The organism is Providencia sp. SP181 (genome assembly GCF_050446505.1).
Classification (GTDB): Bacteria; Pseudomonadota; Gammaproteobacteria; order Enterobacterales; family Enterobacteriaceae; genus Providencia; species Providencia vermicola.
The window spans coordinates 361,987-385,769 of record NZ_JBBPXM010000004.1 but is presented as its reverse complement, the minus strand read 5'-3'; the positions used below and the strand labels follow the sequence as shown (position 1 = coordinate 385,769).

Here is a 23,783-nt window from a genome sequence, read left to right as displayed (position 1 = left end):
TTTTTGATTGGGATAATGCTTAGCAAAGTATTGAGTGAAAAACACGAAGCGATTGGTAACGATATTTATAACGGAAACAATGAGATGGGGAGCTTGCTCCCCATTTTAGATCTACATCAAGAAATGTTTAATTAAATAATAAGAGATGTTAATCATTTAAAGTGAAATTGTATCTTTGGCTAGGCTCTTTTTAAGAAAATTGTCTATGATAATAAGAACTTCGGAGATTATCGCTAATGTTCCGTAAGTCGTTGTATATTATATTATATATCGAATTCAGGTTCGCTTTTTCATATTCTATACGCTAGAATCCTTACAGAAATTAAGTGAACAGAGTGGTTTGTTTTCGTTATTAAATTAGCGGCTTTGTTCCAAATAAAACTCCTAGCCTTTGCGTCTAAGTTTGTTTTCACAAATATGATGCTCTGGCCGTGGCCTTAGAGTCACCAGGGTGCAAGATAGAAATGTCTGCATCTCCCGTATTTGGAAAGGTGTGATTATGCAGCAACTCGTCGATCAATTTGACCGAAAATTTTACTATCTTCGGCTTTCTATAACAGATGTTTGCAACTTTCGTTGCACATACTGCCTGCCTAATGGTTATCAACCAAGTGGCCGCCATGAATTCCTCACTCTGGATGAAATTCGCCGTGTCAGCAGCGCATTCGCTGAATTAGGCACAGAAAAAGTGCGTATTACAGGCGGTGAACCTACCATGCGCAAAGATTTTAGTGAAATTATTGCCACCATTCATGAAAATGCAGCGATTAAAAAAATCGCAGTTACCACCAATGGTTATCGCATGGCGAGAGACGTTCAATCGTGGAAAGATGCAGGCCTGAATGCAATTAATGTCAGTGTGGATAGCTTAGACCCACGCCAGTTTGCGGCAATCACTGGGCAAGACAAATTCTTCCAAGTGATGAAAGGGATTGATGCTGCCTTTGAGGCTGGCTTTGAAAAAGTGAAAGTCAACGCTGTGTTGATGAAAAATATCAACGACATTGGTCTGAAGTCATTCTTAAATTGGATTAAGCACCGCCCAATTCAACTGCGTTTTATTGAGTTAATGGAAACAGGGGATGGCAGTGATATTTTCCAACGTTTTCATGTTTCTGGCGAAACGATTCGCGACCGTTTAATTGAAGAAGGTTGGTATCGCCTTCCTCGTTCTCGCAATGACGGCCCTGCTCAGGTCTTTAGTCACCCAGATTACCAGGGTGAAATAGGCCTTATCATGCCGTATGAAAAAGACTTTTGTCAAAGCTGCAATCGCCTTCGTGTATCTTCTTTAGGTAATCTCCATTTGTGCCTGTTTGGTGAAAATGGCATTCCTCTACGTGATTTGTTAGGGGATGATAACCAAAATGAAGCGCTAAAAGCGCGGATACAGCGTGGTTTGCATCACAAACGCGAAACGCATTTTCTACATATGGGTGATAGCGGTATTACCCCTAATTTGTCCGTTATTGGCGGTTAATTCTTTTAAGATTTTCAGGAGAAACTATGTCCCAACTGACTCACCTCAATGCGTCGGGCGAGGCGCATATGGTTGATGTTTCAGCTAAAGCTGAAACTGTCCGTGAAGCTCGTGCAGAAGCTTATGTCACCATGAACCCCGAAACCTTAGCCATGATTGTTGATGGCAGTCACCATAAAGGGGATGTGTTTGCAACGGCACGTATTGCGGGCATCCAAGCCGCTAAAAATACATGGCAGTTAATTCCATTATGTCACCCTCTGTTGTTAACTAAAGTGGAGGTTGTTCTTGAAGCAGAACAAGCACATAGCCGTGTTCGCATCGAAACATGCTGCCGTCTAACGGGTAAAACTGGTGTGGAGATGGAAGCACTGACTGCAGCCTCGGTGGCGGCATTGACCATTTACGATATGTGCAAAGCGGTACAAAAAGACATGGTCATCGGCCCTGTTCGTTTGTTAGAAAAAACAGGCGGTAAATCTGGACATTTTAAGGTGGAATGATGATTACAGTATTATTTTTTGCACAAGTTCGCGAATTAGTGGGAACAGATAGACTTGAAATAACGGAAAAATATCAAACAGTTGAGTCTCTACGTCTTGCTTTGTCGCAAAAAGGTGATCGCTGGGCTTTGGCGTTAGAAAGCGGAAAATTACTGGCAGCAGTTAATCAATCATTTGTTTCCCTCGAACATTCACTGGTGGAAGGGGATGAAGTCGCCTTTTTCCCACCAGTAACAGGGGGATAATGATGGAAAATACCCATATTGCCGTCCAAACACACAACTTCAGTGTTGGTGAACAATATCAATGGCTTGCAGAGTGTGATAGCGATGGAGCCGTCGTGACTTTTACAGGTAAAGTTCGTAATCATAACCTTGGTGATACTGTTGCGGCCTTAACGCTTGAGCATTATCCAGGTATGACAGAAAAAGCCTTAGCAAACATTGTAGTAGAAGCAAGAGAACGTTGGCCTTTGCAGCGTGTGAGTGTGATTCATCGCATTGGTACTTTGCAGCTAGGTGAGGAAATTGTGTTTGTTGGGGTGACAAGTGCGCATCGCAACGCAGCATTTCAAGCCGCTGAGTTTATTATGGATTACTTAAAAACCAAAGCACCATTTTGGAAAAAAGAGACGTTGCCAGATAACGAACGCTGGGTTGAAGCGAAAGAAAGTGACGAAACGTCCGCAAGCCGCTGGTAATCGCACTTTTTCCTCCGAAAAATACGAATTTGCCGAATGGTAATGTCATAATAATGTGTTAGACTTTGGTTAATTTTCTCCGATTGCAGTATTTTTACTGTGTCGATTTTTATTTTAGCAAAAGGGTAACCATCATGGGTCAGTTTGATCAACGTAATGATTCTCTTGTCCAGAGGGCCGAAACTGGCGTTCAGGCATTTATGTCGCAAGTCTATGGTTGGATGACCGTCGGTTTGCTGTTGACAGCATTTGTAGCTTGGTATTCAGTCAGCAGTGGCTTGTATTACACCATTGCGACTAACAAAATTTTATTCTTCGGAATGATCATTGCTGAACTAGGTTTAGTGATGGGTATTTCCTTCTTACTGCAAAGAATTAGCGGAATGATGGCGACGGGCATGTTTATGCTCTATTCATTGTTAACGGGCTTAACTATTTCTGTCATTCTTGCCGCGTATACTGGTGAATCTGTCGCAGGTACCTTTGTTATCACTGCGGTCATGTTTGGTGCATTAAGCTTCTATGGCTACACCACTAAGCGTAGCTTAACAGGAATGGGTAACTTCCTGTTTATGGCGCTGATTGGTATCGTTGTGGCTTCCTTAGTTAACATCTGGCTACAAAGCTCAATGATGTACTGGGTGATCACTTACGGTGGTGTGTTACTGTTTGCTGCGTTAACGGCTTATGACACTCAAAAGCTGAAAGAAATGGGTGCTCAAATTAATGAAGATGACAGAGAAACAATGCGTAAATACTCCATTATGGGGGCGCTGTCTCTGTACTTAGACTTCATCAACTTGTTCCTAATGTTACTGCGTATCTTCGGTGACCGTCGCTAACAGCGAGTGAAACATTCATCACTAGAATGTTTTAGTGAATAAAATTCAAAACCCTTGTTACTTCGGTAGCAAGGGTTTTTTCATAGTAATCGTACTAAAAAATATAATTTTCTTATTATTTGAATGCCAAGCCTGAGTTTAATTAGGCAGCCAAATCGACAGATATTCATCATGGCATTAGGCAATTTTCTTTCTAAAGAGATAATACGCCGCAGAACTGGTGATAATAGCAATAATCAGCAATGGCCATAAACTTTGGAAAACCACTGAAAAATCTGCGTCTTTAAGGTAGATTTGTTTAGTGATTTCAGTGAAATGACGAATTGGGTTAACCCAAGTGATATCTTGTAGCCAAACGGGCATGTTCTCGACTGGGGATATATAACCAGAAAGCAGTACGGCAGGCATCATAAAGACAAACACCCCAATGAAGGCTTGTTGCTGCGTTGAGCACAGCGCTGAAATTAACAAGCCAAAACCCACTAGCGATAGACCATAAAATATCATAGTGGCGTAGAACAGCAGCAGTGAACCTGCAAATGGAATCTGATAACAAAAAATCCCGATAACTAACACAAGGCTTGCTTGGGCTGTCGCCACAATTAATGCAGGCACAGCCTTACCAATAAAAATCTGCCATGTTGTTAATGGGGAAACCAGGAGTTGATCTAGCGTCCCTTGCTCCCGTTCTCGCGCAATGGAAAGGGAGGTCACAATCAGCACGCCAATCGTGGTAATCAGCGCCACCAAAGAGGGCACAATAAACCACTTATAATCTAAGTTTGGGTTGTACCAATTACGAATAACCAACTCACTATTATTGGGTTTGATTTGGTTTTGTGTTAACTCTTGTTGATATTGCATCACAATCTGTTCGACATAATTTGCCGCAATTTGTGAACTGTTTGAGTTGCGACCATCAAGTAACAGCAGCATATTAGCAGGAGTATGTGAGGCGATATCTGCGCTAAAGTTTTGGCTAAAACGAACGGCTAACAGTGCTTTACGGTTATCGAGTGTGTCGCGAACTTCATGTTCACTTTTGACGAGCAACACGTGGGAAAATGCACTGGCTTTGGCTAACCGCTGGGTAAGTTCAACAGAATGTTTGCCGCCATCTTGGTCAAAAATTGCAATGGTGGTATTTGTGACTTCTAGTGTTGCCGCAAGTGGGAACAAAATCATTTGGAAAATCACAGGTAAAATCAAAATAATTCGAGTTTGAGGCTCTTGTAATAATGATTGTAACTCTTTCATAACTAAGGTGTATAAGCGATAAAGCATAGTGCACCTCAATCCAGTCGACGGCGAGTTTTCAGCGCCGTTAGGCCAATAAATAAGATTGCTGATGCAACCAATAATAAGAAATCGGTCAGTAACACCCAGTAAATATCCCCTGTAAGGAACAACGTTTGCAAGCTGCTGACAAAGTAACGTGCGGGGATAAAATAAGTTACCCACTGAATGATGGCTGGCATGCTATCAATCTCAAAAATAAATCCAGACAGCATAATTGCAGGTAAAAATGCGGCATTTAATGCTACCATTGCTGCATTAAATTGGTTGCGGGTAATGGTGGATATTAATAGCCCCATGCCAAGGGCCGTAGCAAGATATAGGCTCGTGATAACAAACAGCACCAATAATGACCCGCGGTATGGTACGCCCAGAACAAAGGTTGTAACGAGCATGCAAAGTACCATTACAAAAGAGCCAAGAACTTGGTAAGGTAATAATTTTGAGAGTAATAATTCAGTGCGAGTGATTTGGGTTGAAAGTAAGGCTTCCATTGTGCCGCGTTCCCACTCCCTGGCAATAACCAGTGATGTTAAAATTGCGCCAACCACAGTGATAATAATGCTAATTGCTCCTGGAATAATAAAATGTTGGCTTATTGCTGCCTCATTAAACCAGTAACGCATATTGAGCTCGATTAATGGCGAAACTGTGTTTGCCCGGTTTTCACTTTGTTGCTGCTGCCATATTTGCCAGACACCTTTGGTGTAGGCTTGAACAAAGTTTGCGGTGTTTGGTTCGCTCCCATCGGTAATAATTTGTATCGCTGCATGTCCTTCAGGTTGCAGCAATTGTGCTGAAAAATTCACTGAGATCACGATAATTCCACGAATTTCACCTGCTTGCATTTTGTCGATTAACGCTTTTCGGTTATCACTGATAGTGGCGTCAACAAAAGGAGAGCCCGTAAAGGTATCAACGAGCTCTCGTGCAGGCTGGCTTTGTTGCTCCATTAAAATGCCAAGACGCAATTTACTTGAGTCTAAGTTAATGCCGTAACCAAAAATAAATAGCAGCATCAATGGGATAAGTACTGCAATTAGAGCACTACTGGGGTCGCGTACTATTTGCTTGGTTTCTTTCCAGCACAAGGCTTTTAGCCGACGCCATGAAAAAGAAGAGGCGGCATGATTCATTTAGCCTCCTGTTGTTTGTCGTAATTCATTATAAGTTCGATAAATGCATCTTCCATGGAGGGGTCTGGGTTATCACGAGTAGCAACTTGTTGTTTTAGCTCGTCAGGTGTGCCAGCTGCGATAATTTTACCATGGTAAACAAGCCCTATTCGGTCGCAATATTCTGCTTCATCCATAAAATGTGTGGTGACCATCACGGTCACGCCTTTATCCACCATCCCATTGATATGTAGCCAAAATTCACGACGAGTTAATGGGTCGACGCCTGAAGTGGGTTCATCCAAAAATAAAATATCGGGCTCATGCATGAGTGAGCAGGCAAGGGCAAGGCGCTGTTTATAACCCAAAGGAAGGGAGTCTGTAATTTGATTGATAATTGGCTTGAAGCTAAAGGCATCCACCATTTCTTGGATCTTAGCCGACTGTTTTTTATGATGTAATCCATAAACTCCCGAAAAAAACTTTAGGTTTTGCCCCACTTTTAGATTCCCATAGAGGGAAAATTTCTGTGCCATATAACCAAGGTGCTGCCTGGCTTTATTTGAGCTAGTTTTTAAATCCATACCCAGCACTAAAGCATGTCCCTCAGTGGGCTTCATCAGGGCGCACATCATTTTAAAGGTTGTCGATTTTCCTGCGCCATTGGGGCCTAACAGCCCAAAAATTTCACCGCGTTTGACTTGAAAATTGACGAGATCTGTCGCTGCAAAATCCCCAAATTTTTTGGTGAGATTACGCGCTTCAATCACCGTTTCCTGAGGGTTTGGTGGAATTTGTGGCACAATGGCGGCTAACTCTGAACGGTGAGAAGGGCCGCCGCCAAGAAGGTCAATGAACGCATCTTCAAATCGAGGTTGTGCGGTAATTAGCTTGTTTTCTTGCATATTGAGCGCACTTAACAGACTTTCTTGAGATGCGCCAGGCTTTAGAATCAAGCGAACATAGCGGCCTTGGATAACGCCATCTGTCGTTTCAGGAAGCACTAATGCATTTTGTAATACAGTGCGCTTTTGTGCAGCTGGAACCTCAAGTAAATAGGAGCGCCCCGCCATTTTTTGTGTTAATAACTCAGGTTTGCCAGAATAGAGTAATTGCCCTTTATTAAGAAGCAGTACCTCTTTACATTGTTGGGCTTCATCAAGATATGAAGTGCTCCATAATATTAACATTCCATCATCGGCAAGGGTGTGAACCATCTGCCAAAGTTCACGCCTTGCAATAGGGTCAACGCCAACGCCTGGCTCATCCAATAATAACACTTTGGGCTTACCAAGCAGTGTACAGGCTAAACCTAGCTTTTGTTTCATTCCACCTGAAAGTTTGCCTGCAAGGCGTTGCGTAAAAGGAGCAAGGTTAGTGAATGACAGCAACTGTTGATAGGTTTTTTCGCGCTCTTCGCCAATAACACTGCGCAAATCTGCGTATAAGTCCAAATTCTCTTGAACCGTTAAATCCTCATACAAACCAAACTTTTGAGGCATATAGCCGAGGTTTGCACGCACTGCAATACTGTCTTGAATAGGGTCTAACCCCATCACACGAATATGCCCAGCATCAGGTTTGAGTAGCCCTGCGAGCATACGCATTAATGTCGTTTTTCCTGCGCCATCAGGACCAACTAACCCTGTGACAGACCCACCGTTGATATCCATTGTGAGACTTTCAACTGCAGGAGAATCTAAGCCGTTAAAGCTTTTTTCGACGCCTTTAAGACTGATGCTGTAATCATCACTCATGACTATTTTTTACTTCTTGTTATTTGCAAAGTAAATGGTGACAGGCATGCCTTGGCGTAAAGCATCATCTGCATCATCAACAATAATACGTAAACGATAAACCAAATCGGTTCTTAAATCAGGTGTTTGTACACTTTTAGGCGTAAATTCAGCCGTTGGAGAAACAAAGCCAATTGTGCCATGGTATGGTTGATTAGGGCGGCTATCTGTATAGAGGGTAACTTGCGATCCAGGAACAGCGTTGCCAAGGTGTGGTTCACTGATATAAGCGCGTACCCAAACTGGGTGAGTGAGGGTAACACTAAAAATACTGTTTCCTGCACCAACATTAGTGCCTGGTTCAATGGCGCGGGTTAAAATAGTGCCATTGGATGGGGCAATTAGCACGGTGTCTTGTAAATCTAGCTCAGCCTGAGCAACAGCAGCTTCTGCTTGTAACCATTCCCCTCTAGCCGCCGCAATTTCTTCTTGGCGGAAGCCACTTTGGTATTGATTCAATTTGTCTTGGGCGGCTTGAAGAGCTGCAAAAGCTTGATTGCGGTTATTTTTTGCATTATCGAGATCATTGGCAGAAATGACACGAGAAGCTGCTAGGCCTTGTTGGCGTTTATAAAAGTTATCTGCATATTGCCAAGCCGCTTGCCGTTGAGCAACTTCAGCTTCAACTTGGGCAATTTCTTGGGTGCGGTAGCCACTTTCTTTTAGCATTAATTGGGCTTTGGCGCTTTCTCGCACACCTTTAGCTTTATTTAAAGCATTAATGTAAGGCGCATCATCTAATTGACCAAGTTTATCACCGATCGCAATGCGCGCGCCCTCATCAACAGTTAAGGACACGAGCTTGCCAGGTACTCTGAAACTTAAGTTAACCGTTCGTACATCAACATTGCCATATAACGTTAATGTTTTATCTTGTTGAGATTGATAGTAATAATAACCAGAAACTGCAGCACCGATTAATATAACAATAATAAAAACAAAAATAGAACGGCTTTTATTGTTCATCGTTCACCCTAGTTAATCGACAAGAAATGATTCCACTTTAATCAATTAATCATATCACTTTTCAATTTGTTTGCGATGACGTAATCCCGCTAATAATATATTTGTGTGTTCAATAAGAACTTGATTAATAATTTTAAATTCATTTTCATTGATATGTTTCCACCCCGTTTGGCGTAATAAGGTTTCACGAGCGATACGAAATGACAACGTTTCACCTAAAATGGCGTGGGTATGAATAAGTGTTGTGAGGTGATTGGGGTCAGCCCCGATATAAACAGCAATTAAGCGGTTTAAACGAGAATGGATAGGGCCTAAAGCTTGCTCATGAATAATGGTATAAGCTTCGGTGGGGTTAAGTTGTTCTCGCGCTAAAATACGAGAAAAACTTAAGTTTTTCTTTTCAAGCTGAAAGTAATTATACGTTACCACTGTTTTTTGTAACAAATCGAGTGCTTCTTGGGGCGTTTTTTCATTAGCGGATTGATTTAAAAAGCGATCAATGGCAAGAAATACATCATGGAAACTGTCTTTAATATTTTTTGCAATCATCTTCGCGACAGCTAAATAAAGCCCTTCTTTAGAGCCAAAATAGTAGGAAATTGCGGCGATATTTTGCCCTGATGCTTGCGCAATCTTGCGGGTGGTTGCCCCATCAAGCCCTTGTTCTCCATAAACATCCGCAGCTGTAAGTAGTAGTTGTAACTTTGCGTTTTCTCCCCGCAAGGTTGGTGACGAATTTATATTCATAAATATTCCTTTAAATCAGAATTAAATCATACTTTATAAGCTCTAAGTGGCTCTTTATGTTTAAAAGGGGTCATAAACGACAACTCATAGTGTTGTATAAGTATATATACTATATAGAGGGAATTTTATATTAATTTATTACCCAAACTAAATTAATATATTTATCACCATCAAATAATGTTAGAATTTTGCAATGTCGCACGGCAGTTTGCGCTTTTTTCTTCTGACTCACTTCCCCCAGAACTGCCACAATCAATTTGAAGCGGTGAAGCTCGGAGTAATTTAATTTGACAACTTTTTCAGACCTCGCGTTAAACGAGGAAATTTTGCTTGCCATTAATGAGTTAGGCTATGAAAGTCCAACGCCTATTCAACAACAAGCTATCCCCGCAGTGCTTGCAGGAAACGACCTTCTTGCGAGTGCACAAACTGGAACAGGTAAAACAGCAGGCTTTACACTGCCTATTTTACAAAAGCTGGTTTCTAACCCTCGCGGTAATAATCGTCGACCAATCCGTGCACTCATTTTGACGCCAACGAGGGAGCTTGCGGCTCAAGTTGCTGAAAATGTAAAAGAATATAGCCGTCACTTGCGTATTCGTTCATTTGTTGTTTTTGGTGGTGTGAGTATCAATCCGCAGATGATGAAATTGCGTGGTGGGGTAGATATTTTAATTGCTACGCCAGGCCGTTTATTGGATTTAGAGCACCAAAATGCGGTTGATCTTTCTCAGGTCGAAATGTTTGTATTGGATGAAGCTGACCGCATGTTGGATATGGGCTTTATTCACGATATTCGCCGTGTTATCAATAAATTACCGAAAAAACGCCAAAATTTATTGTTTTCAGCAACCTTTTCGGATGACATTAAACAGCTAGCAAACAAGTTACTGAATAATCCCGTAACTATTGAAGTTGCCCCTCGAAATTCAGCATCTGAGCAAATAACGCAATACGTTCATTTAGTGGATAAAAAGCGTAAAGCTGAGTTACTGTCATTTATGATTGGTCGTGATGACTGGCAGCAAGTTCTTGTTTTTACAAGAACAAAACACGGAGCAAACCGTTTAGCTGAACATTTGAATAAAGATGGTATTAAAGCGGCGGCTATCCATGGTAATAAGAGCCAAGGTGCACGAACACGCGCTTTAGCGGACTTTAAATCAGGGGATATCCGTGTTTTAGTGGCAACTGATATTGCTGCTCGCGGCCTCGATATTGAGCAGCTGCCTTATGTGGTGAACTTTGAATTACCAAATGTTGCCGAAGACTATGTGCACCGTATCGGCCGTACTGGCCGCGCAGATGCAACTGGTATGGCGGTATCATTAGTGTGTATTGATGAGGCTAAACTGCTTAAAGATATTGAAAAACTGCTGAAAAAATCGATCCCATTGATGGCGATTGACGGTTATGAACCCGATCCATCTATTAAAGCAGAGCCGATTCAAAAAACACCACAGCGCAATGAACGCCGCTCTGGTGATAGAAACCATGGCAACAATACTAAGTCTCCACGTCGTAGTCATTCACCAGCTGCGAAAGCCGGTGGTAACAGAGGTTCAGCATCTACATCACCGTGGAAAAGTGCCCAGAAAAAAGTGAGTCAAGGGCGTAAGGATAGCTAGTTACATCAAAAAATGATGTGGCTATTAGTAACATAATGAGTGCACTAAATTTTAAGGGAGTAAGGCTTGGCTTTATTCCCTTAAAATTCACCTTTTATTTTATTGTTTAAACCAATCATTTGATTGATGCCAATCTTCCCAGCTTAATATTAATTTCAGCACGATACTATCTCAGTGATCATCAAATTGAGATGTACAGCATAAGATAACAATATTTTCACAAAATCCCTTTCAAATTTTAATAAAACAAATTAATTTCATCAGTGAATTATCAAAACGGGCATAAACGGGTTTATGCGGGTAAATACGGGCTTTTGTATTTTTCTTTGTATTTGCCCGTATTTGACCGATATGCAAACTATTAAGCGATACAGCATCGCTAAGTTAGGGGGAATTTGTGTTTTCTGAGAGAAAAATCACAGAAAATGGCTTTTTCCCCTGATCCTAACGTTATGAGAAAAACGGCTCAGTAATCATGAATTGATACGGCTATACTCATCACCATATTGAAAGGGGACAAATATGCTACAACTCGAAAGACATAATGCTATTGTTGCCCTCATTCAAGAACATGGTGCAATGCGTGTTAATGATTTGGCCGAGCGTCTACAGGTATCTCGGGAGACGGTGCGGCGAGATTTAACAGACCTTGAACATCAAGGAATGGTGAATCGAAGCCATGGTGGGGCGTTGTTATCAAATAAGCTAAAAACGTCGTTGATACCCTATTATGCACCTCAAGAAATGCCACCTTCAGTAAAACAAGGCGCATTTCGAGTTCGAACGGCGTTAAATATAGAAAATAAAACACGCATGGCGAAAGTTGCGTTGGATTTTATTCAACCACAGCAAATTATTTTATTAGATGGTAGCAGCAGCAGTTGGTTCTTAGCTAGGCAACTTCCTGAGTTTGAATTAACAGTTGTAACGCCTTCTGTTGCGATTATTCAAACGCTGATGCCGCGGACATCGACGCGTGTCGTCGGGTTAGGTGGGGAATTTTCTGTTGCAGAAGAAGCTTTTTTTGGTGAAACGACAATCAAACAAATTAATGAACAGAATGTCGATACACTATTTTTTTCCTGTCAAGGAATTGATAGAGACAGAGGCATTTATGCGGATAGTGAAGCTCATGCAGCACTCCTTAGGCAAATGTTTTTAATATCGCGTCGAATTATTTTATTAGTTGACCAAAGTAAGTTTGGAAAGATAGGAACAGCTCGAGTTTGTGGATTTGGTGATATTGATCTATTAATTACTGAAAAATTTGATGACCCATTATTCCAAAAAGAAATGACGTGGCATAACGTTAAAGTTATTACGATTAATTAAACTTATAATTAAATAATAAAACTCTGAATTTATATATGTCAGAGGCAGCATTGTATTAAATAAAATATTTATTAGGATGAAAAGATGAAATACTTAATTTCACCGTCTTTAATGTGTATCGATATGATGAAAGTATCTGAGCAATTATCATTTTTAAATGATAATGCGGATATGCTGCATGTGGATATAATGGATGGGCATTATGTCAAGAACTTGGCATTGTCAGTTGATTTTATTCGACAAATCAAACCTTATACACAGCTACCCATTGATGTTCACCTCATGGTAGAACACCCAATGGATTTTATTGATGATTTAATTTCTGTTGGAACTGACAGTATTTCTTTGCATGCGGAAATTATAAGTTCATATGCATTTAGAGTGATTAGTCATATTCGTAATAAGGGCAAAAAAGTTGGGATTGTTTTAAATCCTGCGACAAGTATTGAGGTATTAAATCCTTATATTCATTTAATTGATAAAGTAACTGTGATGACGGTTGATCCAGGTTATGCAGGGCAAGCGTTTATTCCCGAAATGGTAGAAAAAATCTATGCTTTGAATCAGAAAAAAGCAGAAGGGAATTATTCATTCTTAATTGAGGTTGATGGTTCTTGTAATAAAAATACGTATAAAGCCTTATTAAAAGCAGGTGGGCAGGTTTTAATTATGGGAAGTAGTGGGTTATTTAAAAAAGGTATTCCGCTATCTGAAACGTGGCAAACGATGCAAGAAGATATTCTCACCTCACTGAATTATGCTTAGTTTTAAGGATTAATTATGGCAGGAAAAGTATGTGTATTTGGCTCGTTTAACTTTGATATGGTTGCCAGAGTATCTCGTTTCCCATTTCCAGGTGAATCACTTGTCGCAAACAGCAGTATGACAAGTGCAGGAGGAAAAGGAGCAAACCAAGCAACGGCGGCTTTAAAATCAGGTGCAAATGTCCATTATATCGGAAAAATAGGTGAGGACGCTTTTGGGCAATATGCACGTAGGCATCTAAAGTCAGTTGGTTTTAATGCCGTTACCTTATTGGTAACGAATGAAATTTCAACTGGAAATTCACTCGTTTATGTCGCTGAACGTGATGGTGATGCTGAAAATATGATAGCCGTTGACCCCGGCGCAAATATGACAGTGACAGACGATGAAATCACACAATGTGAGCCAACAATTTCTTGTGCTGATGTTGTATTAGTGCAATTAGAAAATAATTTACAAGCTATTGAGCGCGTGATTGCTATTGGCAAGGCGAATAATGCTTTTGTCATTTTAAACCCAGCGCCTTGGCAGCCAGTGACGAGTGAGATGTTACAACAGGTTGATTTAATTACACCTAATTCAACAGAGGCATGGCTAATTACAGGGTGCAAAGTGGAAGACTATGAAAGTGCGAGCCAAGCTGCTGACTTAATCCACGCTAAAGGATGTAAAAACGTCATTATCACAATGGGTTCGCTTGGCGCATTGTTATCTGATGATGAAGGGAAAATGATTATTCCGTGTTTCCCTTCACAACCTATTGATACGACTGGTGCTGGAGATGCATTTAATGGTGCGTTAGCGGCGAGATTAGCAATGGGAGATTCAATCCGTTTTGCGACCCGTTTTGCATCTGCCTATGCGGCTGTGAGTGTTGAAAAGCTAGGTGCTGGCACGTTACCTGATTTATCTGAAGTAGAAGAAAGGTTACTCGCTCAGTCTATTTAATCAATTAAATTTAATAATAAAGGCATTAGGAAAATTTAGTTACATAGTTATCAAAATAATAGAAAGCACCATCCCTACATATAAGGTAAATATAATGAAAGCTATTAATAAATTATTGCTTTGTACTATTGTTGTCTCTGCATTTTCAACAGGTTTAGCTAATGCTGAAGATAAAATAAAAATTGGTTTTGCGAATAGAACATTAAATGGCGCATTTTTTAATGGGCTTGATCAATACATGCAAAAGCATGCTAAAGAAAAAGGTTATGAAATAATCACGACAGATGCACGCGGGGATTTAAATAAGCAAATCTCAGATGTAGAGGATATGTTATCTCAAGGAATTAATTATTTAGTTTTAAATCCACAAGATCCAGAAGCAGGTATTCGCATTACGAATATGGCAAAAAATAAAGGTATTCCAACCATTATTTTAGACAGTGATATTCCACTAAGTGCTCCTGTCATAACACGTGTTCAGGCTGATAACGGAAAAAACAATGTCTTAATGGGAGAGTATGCAGTTGATTTATTTGGTAAAAATCCAATGAACTGTGTCTTTATCAGTGGGAATCAAGGTAATTTAGTCGGTGAAGCTCGTCGAGCAAACTTTGTTCGTGGTGTGATGGAAGCGCAACTTAGAAAATATAACCAAACAAATCTAACGGTGTTAAGCCAAGGTTGGGGAAATTGGGACCAGCAAGGTGGTCTTAAAGCGATGGAAGATTTGCTCGTTGCACAGGGAGATAAAATTAACTGCGTTTATACCGAATCTGATGAAATGGTCTTAGGTGCAGTTTTATCTTTGAAAGCCGCAAACAAATTAGATAACGTGAAAATTTTCTCGAATGATGGATATAAAAAAGCACTTGAAGCGATTTCACGTGGTGAATTGCAAGCAACATCTTCAAATAACCCAGATACACTAACATCTGCTGTTATCGATGTTATTGCTAAGCATAAAGCAGGCCAAACAGAATTCCCTGATTATTCTTACATCACGCCAGTTGTCATTAATAAAGATAATGTTAAGAAATATTATGATGAAAAAGCACTGTATTAATTAAGTGCGTGAGGTGCGGTAATAGAATACCGCACCTCTAAAAATCTATCATAGTTAATAAAGCAAAAGGTATTTATGATGGAAGAATATGCAATTGTGACAAAGGGTGTGAAAAAAAGTTTTGGTGGGGTTCATGCCTTAAAAGATATTAACCTTAAAGTTAAGCGGGGTGATATACATGCAATTGTAGGTGAGAATGGAGCCGGAAAATCAACATTAATGAAAATTCTATCTGGCATATATACAAAAGATAGTGGGCAAGTTTTTATTAATGGTGAAGAAGTGAACTTCACGACACCAAAGCAAAGCAGACAACATAAAATTGGTATTATTTACCAAGAACTTGCTATTTCACCTGAGCTAACTGTCGCCGAAAATATTTTTCTGGGGGATCTTGGTTTTGGGAAAGCGACTATAAACCGAAAATTATTAAATAAACGTGCTAGTCATGTTTTAAAAAATTTAGGTTTTGATATTGATCCCACCGTTAAGGCTAAAACACTGAGTGTTGCATATCAACAAATGGTTGAAATAGCGAAGTCATTGGCTCGAGATGTTAATATTTTAATCTTAGATGAGCCTTCAGCTGTATTATCTGAGCGTGAAATTAATATTTTATTTAGCCAATTGAAATTTTTAAAGGCACAAGGTGTCACTATTTTATATATTTCCCATCGGTTAGAAGAAATATTTAGAATTGGGGATGCAATTACGGTTATTAAAGATGGGGAAACGACGAAAGAACTGGATCCTAAAACGTGTACAGAGGACGATATTATTACAGGTATGGTGGGGCGAAGTTTTGAAAATCTATACCCAGTTAAAAATACGCCAAGTAATGAGATTGCTTTGCAGGTTGAAAATTTATCCACTAAAAGCTTACTTAATAATATTAATCTTTATGTTAAAAAAGGTGAAATTGTAGGCCTAGCTGGGCTCGTCGGTTCAGGACGCACGGAAATTGCAAGATGCTTATTTGGCATCGATAAAATAATGTCGGGTAGAATTATTAAAGATAATAAAGAAATTATTATTCACCACCCAAGTGATGCAATGAGCAAAGGTATTGGATTAGTTCCAGAAGATAGAAAAATTCAAGGCGCAATTTTATCTAGACCTATTCGTGAAAACATTAGTTTGACAAAGTTACGCTCTATTTGCCAATTAAAAGGTGTTATTCGGGTTAGTAAAGAACGGGCATTAGCGAGCATCTTTAAAGATAAGTTAAAAATTAAATTTAACAATATGGATGACCCAATTTCGAGTTTAAGTGGTGGGAACCAACAAAAAGTCGTTATTGCCAAATGGCTAAATACAAACTGTGATGTATTAATCTTAGATGAACCCACTCGAGGTGTTGATGTTGGCGCTAAAGTTGAAATTTATCACTTAATTAATGAATTAGCGCAAAAAGATTTTTCAGTAATTGTTATTTCATCGGAAATGATTGAAGTCATTTCGCTTTCTCATCGTGTTTACGTTATGAGTGAAGGGCGAATTACCGCTGAGTTACAAGAAAATGAACTATCAGAAGAAAATATCATGCGTCACGCTATTGTCAAACATGAAAAAACAGCTGCAATGGCAAATTAACTCATTTTTAAATGTAGCGCTGTAATCTAAGTTACAGATAAAAATAAAAAGGATACACCATGGAAACACTAGAAAACTCAAATTTGAGTGTGGAAAATAAATCGAACAATCAACCATCTTTATTAAGAAAAATAGCAAAGTTGATCGGCGAGAATTCAACACTACTTGTTTTTATTATCATGCTTGTTGTTGCGGGTTTTTTATCAGATCGGTTTTATAGTGCCGATAATATTACTAACGTATTAAGGCAAAGCGTTCCTCTCGGGCTAGCTACACTAGGTATGCTATTTGTTATTTTAACAGGGGGAATAGATCTATCCGTTGGTGCAATTATGGCCTTAGTTTCTGTGGTTGTTGCATTAATGATCCCTGATATTGGTCTATGGCCCGCATTAGCCGTTGGTATTATTATGGCAACCATTATTGGTGCTTTTGCAGGTATTTTAGTGACCTGGTTTAATATCGCACCATTTATTGCCACATTAGCAATGATGACAATTGCTCGGGGCTTAGGGTTGATAATATCAAAAGGACAGCCTGTATTTATTGATGACCCTGCATTAATCGAATTTGGTACTGGTTATTTATTTGGGATTCCTTTACCTGTTTACGTATTTGGTATCTTTATTTTACTAGCTCAATTTTTATATAAGCATACGGTATTTGGTCGTTTAGTGGTTTCAATTGGTTCAAATGAAACGGCAACACGCTTTGCAGGTATTCGAGTTAATTATTACAAGTTAGCTGTTTATGCACTAAGTGGGTTAGCCTGTGGGATTGCAGGAATTTTAGCCACAACAAGGACAGGTGTTGGTTCTCCAGTATTAGCGGTTGGTTTTGAATTAGATGTTATTGCAGCGGTAGTTGTGGGTGGTGCAAGTTTAGCGGGTGGTCGAGGCACTGTTATTAACACGATTATTGGCGTTTTAATTTTAAGTATTATTTCTAATTTGATGAACCTGATGAATATCTCTGGTTATAACCAACAAGTGGTTAAGGGCATCATTATTATTATTGCTGTGATGCTGGAAAGTATTAAATCAAAAGTAAAATTGTAAGAACAATAGGTAGTGAGCTAATAAATAGAGCTTATTTCCTGTAAAAAAAACAAGCAAATAATTATCCATTATGGAGAGTGCGATTATGAGTAGTGATATTTTTTCTTTAAAGGGGAAAGTTGCCATTGTCACTGGTGGTAAGCAAGGTATTGGAAAAGTTGTTGCACAATATTTAGCGAATGCAGGTGCAGATATTGCTATTTTTGATCTTGCTGATGCCAGTGATATCGCTGAGCAATTAGAAAAAAATTATCATATCAAAGCAAAAGCCTACCGCTGCAATGTGGTAGACCCTGAAAATGTGAAGGCGTGCATTGAGTCCGTTGGAATTGATTTTGGTACCTTAGATTTATTATTTAATAATGCAGGGATTTGCTTGCATAAACCGGCAGTTGATTGCGCCCCTGACGAGTGGCGTAAAATTGTTGATGTGAATTTAAATGGTGTTTTCTTTGTTGCTCAAGCATTTGCTCGTTATCTGATTAAAAATGATAAACCAGGTAGTATTGTGAACACAGCATCGATGTCTGGGACTATCGTGAATATTCCACAAGAGCAAGCGTCCTATAATGCATCAAAAGCGGCTGTCGTGCATTTAACCAAATCTTTAGCAGTTGAATGGAGCCAGCTTGGTATTCGCGTTAATTCAATTAGCCCTGGCTATATTCGAACTGAAATGACGGCGACGGTAAGACAAGATTGGCAGGATGAATGGGTTAAAATGATCCCATTTAAACGAATGGGGACACCTGAAGAGCTTGCTGGTGCTGTCATTTATTTATTATCTGACGCTGCAAGTTATACCTCTGGTGCTGATTTAATAATCGATGGTTGTTTTACTATCGTTTAATTGTTCATATTTTGAATGAAAAACACCTCAGTAAGTTATACTTATTGAGGTGTTTTTTTGTCATTGCAAAGCATGCTCATTTTTATACTTATTTAGCCAAGAAAATGTATTATAGTCAGCTCAAATTCGTGCCTTTATTTTCCATGTGAACATATTGAGCTATCCCATGGCCAATATGGCCTGTAAAAATTGATTTTTACCTTTGTTGTTTTTGTGAGCCATTTATGCGTGTTTTATTAGCTCCTATGGAAGGAGTTTTAGACCCCCTTGTTCGCTCTTTATTAACTGCGGTCAATGATTATGACCTTTGCATCAGTGAATTTGTGCGAGTTGTTGATACGTTATTACCAGCAAAAACATTTTATCGTTTATGCCCTGAACTCAAATATCAAAGTCGAACATTATCGGGAACCCTTGTGCGCGTTCAAATACTTGGCCAGCACCCACAATGGTTAGCTGAAAATGCTTATCGAGCCATTGAATTAGGGTCATGGGGGGTTGATTTAAATTGTGGTTGTCCTTCAAAAACAGTTAATGGTCACGGTGGTGGTGCAACGTTATTAAAGCAGCCAGATTTAATTTATCAGGCAGCAAAAGCGATGCGTGAAGCTGTACCAAAAGAACTCCCAGTGTCAGTTAAAGTGCGTTTAGGTTGGGATAGTATTTCATTCGCTCATGAAATTGCGGATGCTGTTCAACAAGCTGGGGCAACAGAACTAACGATTCATGGACGTACAAAAGAAGATGGTTATAAAGCCGAGCGTATTAACTGGCAAGCTATTGGTGAAATTCGCCATCGATTATCAATTCCAGTAATAGCGAATGGTGAAATCTGGGATTATGACAGTGCTCAGCGTTGTCTTGAAGTAACAGGCTGCGATGCTGTTATGATTGGCCGAGGTGCACTTAATACCCCAAACCTTAGCCGTGTCATTAAATATAATGAAATTAAGATGCCTTGGGAGCAGGTTGAATCTCTACTACTGAAATACACGGAACTCGAAAAGTTAGGTGATACAGGTCATTACCATGCTGCTCGGATTAAACAATGGTTGGGTTATTTACGCAAAGAATACCAAGAAGCCGATGAATTATTTTCACAGGTTAGGGCGTTGAAAAATGCAGAACAAATTGCAGCGGTAATTATGCGAGTTGTTAACCATTAATTGTAAACAATCCTGTTTAGTTACTATTTTTATTTGCGAATTTCGCTTATAAGGTCTTTACTTAAACTATATGGTAGGTATATCTAATACCTATGATTGCATGCTTTTTTAGCTACTGTTAAATAAAACCTAGTCTTGGGAGGCTTTAAATGGGCGTGATTGCGTGGATTATTTTTGGTTTGATAGCTGGTGTTTTAGCTAAGTGGTTGATGCCTGGCACTTATCATATGGGGTTCATTATGACGACGGTGCTAGGGATTGTTGGGGCAGTCGTTGGTGGTTATATCAGCACGTTTTTTGGCAAAGGTAAGGTTGATGGTTTTAACTTTGGTAGCTTTGTCGTTGCGGTGATTGGTGCCATTGTTGTGCTATTTTTAGCAGGGATATTTGCAAAATAGTCCTTATAGACCAAAAAACTTTCTTAAATAAGCCACTTAAGTATGAGTGGCTTATTTATTATATAAGCTAAAAAATCAAGGTTCTATTGGTAAGCCATTATCTTGGCCCCATTCTGCCCATGAGCCGTCATATAGACGTATATTATCGTTACCTAATAGTGTTAACGCCATAAGAACGACAGCGGCTGTCATTCCTGAGCCACAAGTAGTTATTGATGGAGCTTGAATGTCTACGCCTTGCTCTGCAAAGATAGCTTTTAGGTCTTCAGGGGATTTAAACTCGCCATTCGCAACTAACAAGTCCCATGGAACATTTTTACTTCCTGGAATGTGCCCCATGCGTAAACCTGGGCGAGGTTCTGGTGCCTGTGCTAAGAAGCGGGGGGCTGCTCGAGCATCAATAATTTGTATTTGACCTTCGTTAACAACATCAAGAACTTGCTGTTGGTTTAACGCGTTTGTATCTTTACGGGATGCTTTAAATTGCTTGCGTGTAGGGGGTGTCACTTCACCCGATTGTGTTGCAAAGCCTTCAGCTTTCCAAGCTTCGATTCCTCCAGCAAGGATTTTTACGTTTTTGCATCCCATTGTTGTAAATGTCCACCAAGCGCGTGGTGATGAAAATAAATTATTCTGTGAATAAATAATAACTTGAGTGTCATTATCAATTCCCATTGAACCAACTGCTTGGCTAAAGACTTCTGAACTTGGCAGCATATGCGGTAGGTCGCAAGTTTTATCGGCGATTTCATCTTGGTGGAAAAATTGCGCGTTTGGAATATGCTCTTCTAAATAGTGCTGTCGGCAATCATAAGGGGCAGTTGGTGGTGGAGATGAAGCATCAAGTACAATGATATTGCCATCAGATAGGTGTGTATTAAGCCATTGAGGGGTTACAAAATAATCGTTGTACATAAGTTATCTCCGTCCTGGGTTGATAAACCACTTTATACTATTGAACTTGGTTTGGTGCAGGCAGTAATGATGGTGATTGTGGTTGCCCCTGTTCTATCGGGGTTGTGGAGCGAGTGTAGATATTCATCCCTGCAAGGACGATGCCGCCTACGGAACCAAAAGCGCATAATGCGCAAAGTGCGATAACAACCTTTTTCATTTTTTATAGCCTGCGTAGAAATAAGAACCCAAAGTATAACTGGATGAGTGTTGCAAACAAGTTAAAAGCGATTTTTTCTGCCTCTGAGTTGGTGTTTTGCAAAAGGCTTCCCAATTTTTATGTATAATGGGTTTTAATACAGTAGTTTTGCGAAGCGGTTGGCAAAAGTTATTTTTCGTGTTTCCCTGCCGTTGTGGTTTTCGTTACCTTACATCTCACATTTGGTCATCAACGTAATTTATGTCCCTATCAAACAAAATTAAAGAGCAAATAACCCAGTGGTATAAAGGGTTGTCATCACAAATTGATGGGTTTGTTTCCCGAGCGCCGCAGCGCCAAATGATAGCGGAAGTCGCTAAAAACTTAGCGGATGACGGTGGACGTCATTTAGTTATCGAAGCGCCCACTGGGGTAGGAAAAACGCTTTCTTATTTAATTCCAGGTATTGCAGTGGGTAGGGAAGAAGGGAAAACGCTCGTTGTTAGTACAGCGAATGTGGCATTGCAGGATCAAATTTTTAGTAAAGATTTGCCGTTACTGAGCAAAATTATCCCAGATTTAAAATTTACGGGTGCATTTGGGCGTGCACGTTATGTTTGCCCGAGAAATTTAGAGGCTATTTGTGCCGCAGAAGGCGAACAAATTGATTTAATGTTACTGGTGGAAGATAAAACGGAGATAGCCAATAGCGAAGAGCGGGCAATTTGTCAGCAATTACGTAATGACTTCAATTCCTTTATATGGGACGGTTTACGGGATCACCACAAACGGGCTTTTCCAGACAGCTTGTGGCGTAAAGTTAGCACGGACAAAATGAATTGCTTAGGTCGTAATTGCCAGTTCTATCAACGATGCCCATTTTTTATTGCAAGGCGTGAAATTGAAGATGCTGATGTCGTCGTGGCTAATCATGCTCTAGTGATGGCGGCGATGGAAAGCGAATCGGTGTTACCTGATCCTAAAAAATTACTATTAGTTTTGGATGAGGGGCACCATGTACCCGATGTAGCACGTGATGCTTTAGAGGTTGAAGGTGAAATCACATTAGTGCAATTGAATGCGCAAGTGGATAATTTTATGAGTCATGTGGGGCAATATTTAGCGCAGTTTCGGCCAGTGAAGCCCCCTAAATTGGCCAACCCAGACAAGTTACAACAGCATGCTGAAAAGCTGCGTGAGGCATTTCGTGATTTTTCTTTATTAGCAAATGCAGTATTGCCTGAAACCTCAAAAGAAAGTGAGTATCTTTTCCCGCTAGGTGTATTGCCTGAGGCAATGCAACAGTGTTGCCAAGACCTTTTTAAACAAACAGATGCATTAAAAGGTTTAGCGGAATCAATATTGAATGATTTGACGGAGCAAACTGCAAAACAAGACATCGTACGTTTACACCGTTCTATATTAACAACGAGTAGAGCGATGGGCTATTTTGAGAATATGGCAAAACTTTGGCGATTAGCCGCGCTTGAACAAAGTTCAGGCGCGCCAGTTTCGAAATGGTTAAGTCGCCGCTATGAAAAGAATCAGTCGCGTATTTTTATGCATTGCGCGGGCATTCGAGTGAGTGAACAACTACAACATCTATTGTGGCGTAATGTGCCTCATATTGTCATTACATCAGCAACACTTCGCTCCTTAAATAGTTATTCAAGGTTTATGGAATTAACGGGGTTATCGGAAAAAAATGATGACCATTTTGTGACGTTGTCTTCGCCTTTTAATCATGTTGAGCAAGGGAAAATTATTATTCCTCAAATGGAATATGAGCCCACAATAACCACTGAATCGCAACATCTTTCTGAAATGGCAGCATTTTTTCGTGAGCAATTCACCCAAGGTAAGCACCGTGGTGTTTTGGTGTTATTTAGTAGCCAAAGGGCAATGGAAGGGTTTCTTGAACATGTAAAAGACTTGCGCTTGCAATTGTTAGTTCAAGGAGATCAGCCACGTTATCGTTTGGTTGAAACTCACTGTGAAAGAATTAGCAAGGGGCAAGCAAGTGCGTTGGTTGGTTTACAGTCCTTCGCAGAAGGGCTTGATTTAAAAGGTGAGTATTTAACACAGGTGCATATTCATAAAATTGCATTTCCGCCTGTGACCAATCCAGTTATCGTGACTGAAGGGGATTGGTTAAAATCGTTAAAACGCTATCCGTTTGAGGTGCAAAGCTTGCCAAGTGCTTCATTTAATTTAATTCAGCAAGCAGGGCGTTTAATCCGTAGTCATGAATGTTACGGTGAAATTATTATCTATGATAAACGCTTACTGACAAAAAATTATGGTAAACGTTTATTAAATGCTTTACCTGTTTTCCCAATAGAACAACCTGAAATGCCTAAGGTAATAAATAAAAAGTAGAAAGCATTAAATATGTATTAGGTTATAAACAGTAAAAGGCCACAATTAAGTGGCCTTCAGGTCAA

General features: G+C 39.9%; 23 protein-coding genes and 1 riboswitch. Of the genes, 16 read left to right on the top strand and 7 right to left on the bottom strand.

Going from position 1 to position 23,783, the window contains the following annotated elements; translation table 11 throughout:
- The first annotated feature begins 369 nt into the window (after nucleotides 1-369).
- Nucleotides 370-510: riboswitch (molybdenum cofactor riboswitch) on the top strand.
- From moaA to AABS66_RS09680, 5 genes are all read left to right on the top strand, one after another.
- Complete coding sequence (gene moaA / locus AABS66_RS09700) at nucleotides 500-1,480, top strand: GTP 3',8-cyclase MoaA (protein WP_206085340.1); 981 nt, start codon at nucleotides 500-502, stop codon at nucleotides 1,478-1,480. Its footprint overlaps the riboswitch before it by 11 nt.
- Before the next feature lie 26 nt (nucleotides 1,481-1,506).
- Nucleotides 1,507-1,983: a cyclic pyranopterin monophosphate synthase MoaC gene (gene moaC, locus AABS66_RS09695; RefSeq protein ID WP_206085341.1), complete on the top strand. Its 477-nt coding sequence runs from the start codon at nucleotides 1,507-1,509 to the stop codon at nucleotides 1,981-1,983.
- Nucleotides 1,983-2,228 (top strand): molybdopterin synthase sulfur carrier subunit, encoded by a 246-nt coding sequence (moaD, locus tag AABS66_RS09690; protein ID WP_206085342.1) that lies wholly within the window; start codon nucleotides 1,983-1,985, stop codon nucleotides 2,226-2,228. The genes moaC and moaD overlap by 1 nt, the downstream gene beginning before the upstream one ends.
- A gap of 2 nt (nucleotides 2,229-2,230) precedes the next feature.
- A complete protein-coding gene (gene moaE, locus AABS66_RS09685; protein WP_206085343.1) occupies nucleotides 2,231-2,683 on the top strand; it encodes a molybdopterin synthase catalytic subunit MoaE in 453 nt (150 codons plus the stop codon).
- 134 nt (nucleotides 2,684-2,817) lie between these two features.
- Nucleotides 2,818-3,525, top strand: coding sequence for a Bax inhibitor-1/YccA family protein (locus AABS66_RS09680; RefSeq protein WP_206085344.1), 708 nt, complete (start codon nucleotides 2,818-2,820; stop codon nucleotides 3,523-3,525).
- 177 nt (nucleotides 3,526-3,702) lie between these two features.
- On the opposite strand, the gene AABS66_RS09675 is transcribed toward AABS66_RS09680, so the two are convergent.
- The 5 genes from AABS66_RS09675 to cecR are packed head-to-tail and all read right to left on the bottom strand — an operon-like array spanning nucleotide 3,703 to nucleotide 9,445.
- Nucleotides 3,703-4,809 (bottom strand): ABC transporter permease, encoded by a 1,107-nt coding sequence (locus tag AABS66_RS09675; RefSeq protein WP_272538824.1) that lies wholly within the window; start codon nucleotides 4,807-4,809, stop codon nucleotides 3,703-3,705.
- Nucleotides 4,810-4,817: 8 nt separating this feature from the next.
- The gene (locus AABS66_RS09670) at nucleotides 4,818-5,957 is read right to left on the bottom strand and encodes an ABC transporter permease (protein ID WP_430224868.1); all 1,140 of its coding nucleotides are present in this window, start codon (nucleotides 5,955-5,957) and stop codon (nucleotides 4,818-4,820) included.
- Nucleotides 5,954-7,693 (bottom strand): ATP-binding cassette domain-containing protein, encoded by a 1,740-nt coding sequence (locus tag AABS66_RS09665; protein ID WP_430224867.1) that lies wholly within the window; start codon nucleotides 7,691-7,693, stop codon nucleotides 5,954-5,956. Before AABS66_RS09665 ends, AABS66_RS09670 begins: the two co-directional genes overlap by 4 nt.
- 9 nt (nucleotides 7,694-7,702) lie before the next feature.
- Entirely contained in the window at nucleotides 7,703-8,698 is a 996-nt protein-coding gene (hlyD, locus tag AABS66_RS09660; RefSeq protein ID WP_206085348.1) for a secretion protein HlyD, read from the bottom strand.
- A gap of 54 nt (nucleotides 8,699-8,752) precedes the next feature.
- Complete coding sequence (cecR, locus tag AABS66_RS09655; RefSeq protein WP_430224866.1) at nucleotides 8,753-9,445, bottom strand: transcriptional regulator CecR; 693 nt, start codon at nucleotides 9,443-9,445, stop codon at nucleotides 8,753-8,755.
- A 287-nt stretch (nucleotides 9,446-9,732) separates the two neighbouring features.
- On the opposite strand from cecR, the gene rhlE reads away from it, so the two are divergent.
- The 10 genes from rhlE to AABS66_RS09605 all read left to right on the top strand — a co-directional run bounded on the left by rhlE (nucleotide 9,733) and on the right by AABS66_RS09605 (nucleotide 20,246).
- Nucleotides 9,733-11,073, top strand: coding sequence for an ATP-dependent RNA helicase RhlE (gene rhlE, locus AABS66_RS09650; RefSeq protein WP_206085350.1), 1,341 nt, complete (start codon nucleotides 9,733-9,735; stop codon nucleotides 11,071-11,073).
- Nucleotides 11,074-11,595: 522 nt separating this feature from the next.
- Complete coding sequence (locus AABS66_RS09645) at nucleotides 11,596-12,405, top strand: DeoR/GlpR family DNA-binding transcription regulator (protein ID WP_206085351.1); 810 nt, start codon at nucleotides 11,596-11,598, stop codon at nucleotides 12,403-12,405.
- A gap of 84 nt (nucleotides 12,406-12,489) precedes the next feature.
- Entirely contained in the window at nucleotides 12,490-13,170 is a 681-nt protein-coding gene (gene alsE / locus AABS66_RS09640; protein WP_206085352.1) for a D-allulose 6-phosphate 3-epimerase, read from the top strand.
- A 15-nt stretch (nucleotides 13,171-13,185) separates the two neighbouring features.
- Nucleotides 13,186-14,118, top strand: a complete 933-nt coding sequence (locus tag AABS66_RS09635; RefSeq protein ID WP_206085353.1) for a ribokinase — start codon at nucleotides 13,186-13,188, stop codon at nucleotides 14,116-14,118.
- Between the two features lie 94 nt (nucleotides 14,119-14,212).
- Complete coding sequence (locus AABS66_RS09630) at nucleotides 14,213-15,181, top strand: substrate-binding domain-containing protein (RefSeq protein WP_206085354.1); 969 nt, start codon at nucleotides 14,213-14,215, stop codon at nucleotides 15,179-15,181.
- 78 nt (nucleotides 15,182-15,259) lie between these two features.
- Nucleotides 15,260-16,774: a sugar ABC transporter ATP-binding protein gene (locus tag AABS66_RS09625; protein ID WP_206085355.1), complete on the top strand. Its 1,515-nt coding sequence runs from the start codon at nucleotides 15,260-15,262 to the stop codon at nucleotides 16,772-16,774.
- A 179-nt stretch (nucleotides 16,775-16,953) separates the two neighbouring features.
- Nucleotides 16,954-17,832 (top strand): ABC transporter permease, encoded by an 879-nt coding sequence (locus tag AABS66_RS09620; protein ID WP_375084316.1) that lies wholly within the window; start codon nucleotides 16,954-16,956, stop codon nucleotides 17,830-17,832.
- A gap of 85 nt (nucleotides 17,833-17,917) precedes the next feature.
- The gene (locus AABS66_RS09615; protein ID WP_206085357.1) at nucleotides 17,918-18,682 is read left to right on the top strand and encodes an SDR family oxidoreductase; all 765 of its coding nucleotides are present in this window, start codon (nucleotides 17,918-17,920) and stop codon (nucleotides 18,680-18,682) included.
- A 224-nt stretch (nucleotides 18,683-18,906) separates the two neighbouring features.
- On the top strand, nucleotides 18,907-19,848 hold the full coding sequence (dusC, locus tag AABS66_RS09610; RefSeq protein WP_206085358.1) for a tRNA dihydrouridine(16) synthase DusC: 942 nt from the start codon (nucleotides 18,907-18,909) through the stop codon (nucleotides 19,846-19,848).
- A gap of 149 nt (nucleotides 19,849-19,997) precedes the next feature.
- On the top strand, nucleotides 19,998-20,246 hold the full coding sequence (locus AABS66_RS09605) for a GlsB/YeaQ/YmgE family stress response membrane protein (protein WP_004256598.1): 249 nt from the start codon (nucleotides 19,998-20,000) through the stop codon (nucleotides 20,244-20,246).
- Nucleotides 20,247-20,321: 75 nt separating this feature from the next.
- Here the strand turns inward: AABS66_RS09605 and sseA are convergent, their stop codons facing one another.
- Nucleotides 20,322-21,161: a 3-mercaptopyruvate sulfurtransferase gene (gene sseA / locus AABS66_RS09600; protein WP_206085359.1), complete on the bottom strand. Its 840-nt coding sequence runs from the start codon at nucleotides 21,159-21,161 to the stop codon at nucleotides 20,322-20,324.
- Nucleotides 21,162-21,198: 37 nt separating this feature from the next.
- Complete coding sequence (locus AABS66_RS09595; protein ID WP_206085360.1) at nucleotides 21,199-21,360, bottom strand: hypothetical protein; 162 nt, start codon at nucleotides 21,358-21,360, stop codon at nucleotides 21,199-21,201.
- 240 nt (nucleotides 21,361-21,600) lie between these two features.
- Here AABS66_RS09595 and dinG point away from each other — a divergent pair, with 240 nt between their 5' ends.
- A complete protein-coding gene (gene dinG / locus AABS66_RS09590) occupies nucleotides 21,601-23,718 on the top strand; it encodes an ATP-dependent DNA helicase DinG (protein WP_272538816.1) in 2,118 nt (705 codons plus the stop codon).
- Nucleotides 23,719-23,783 lie beyond the last annotated feature (65 nt).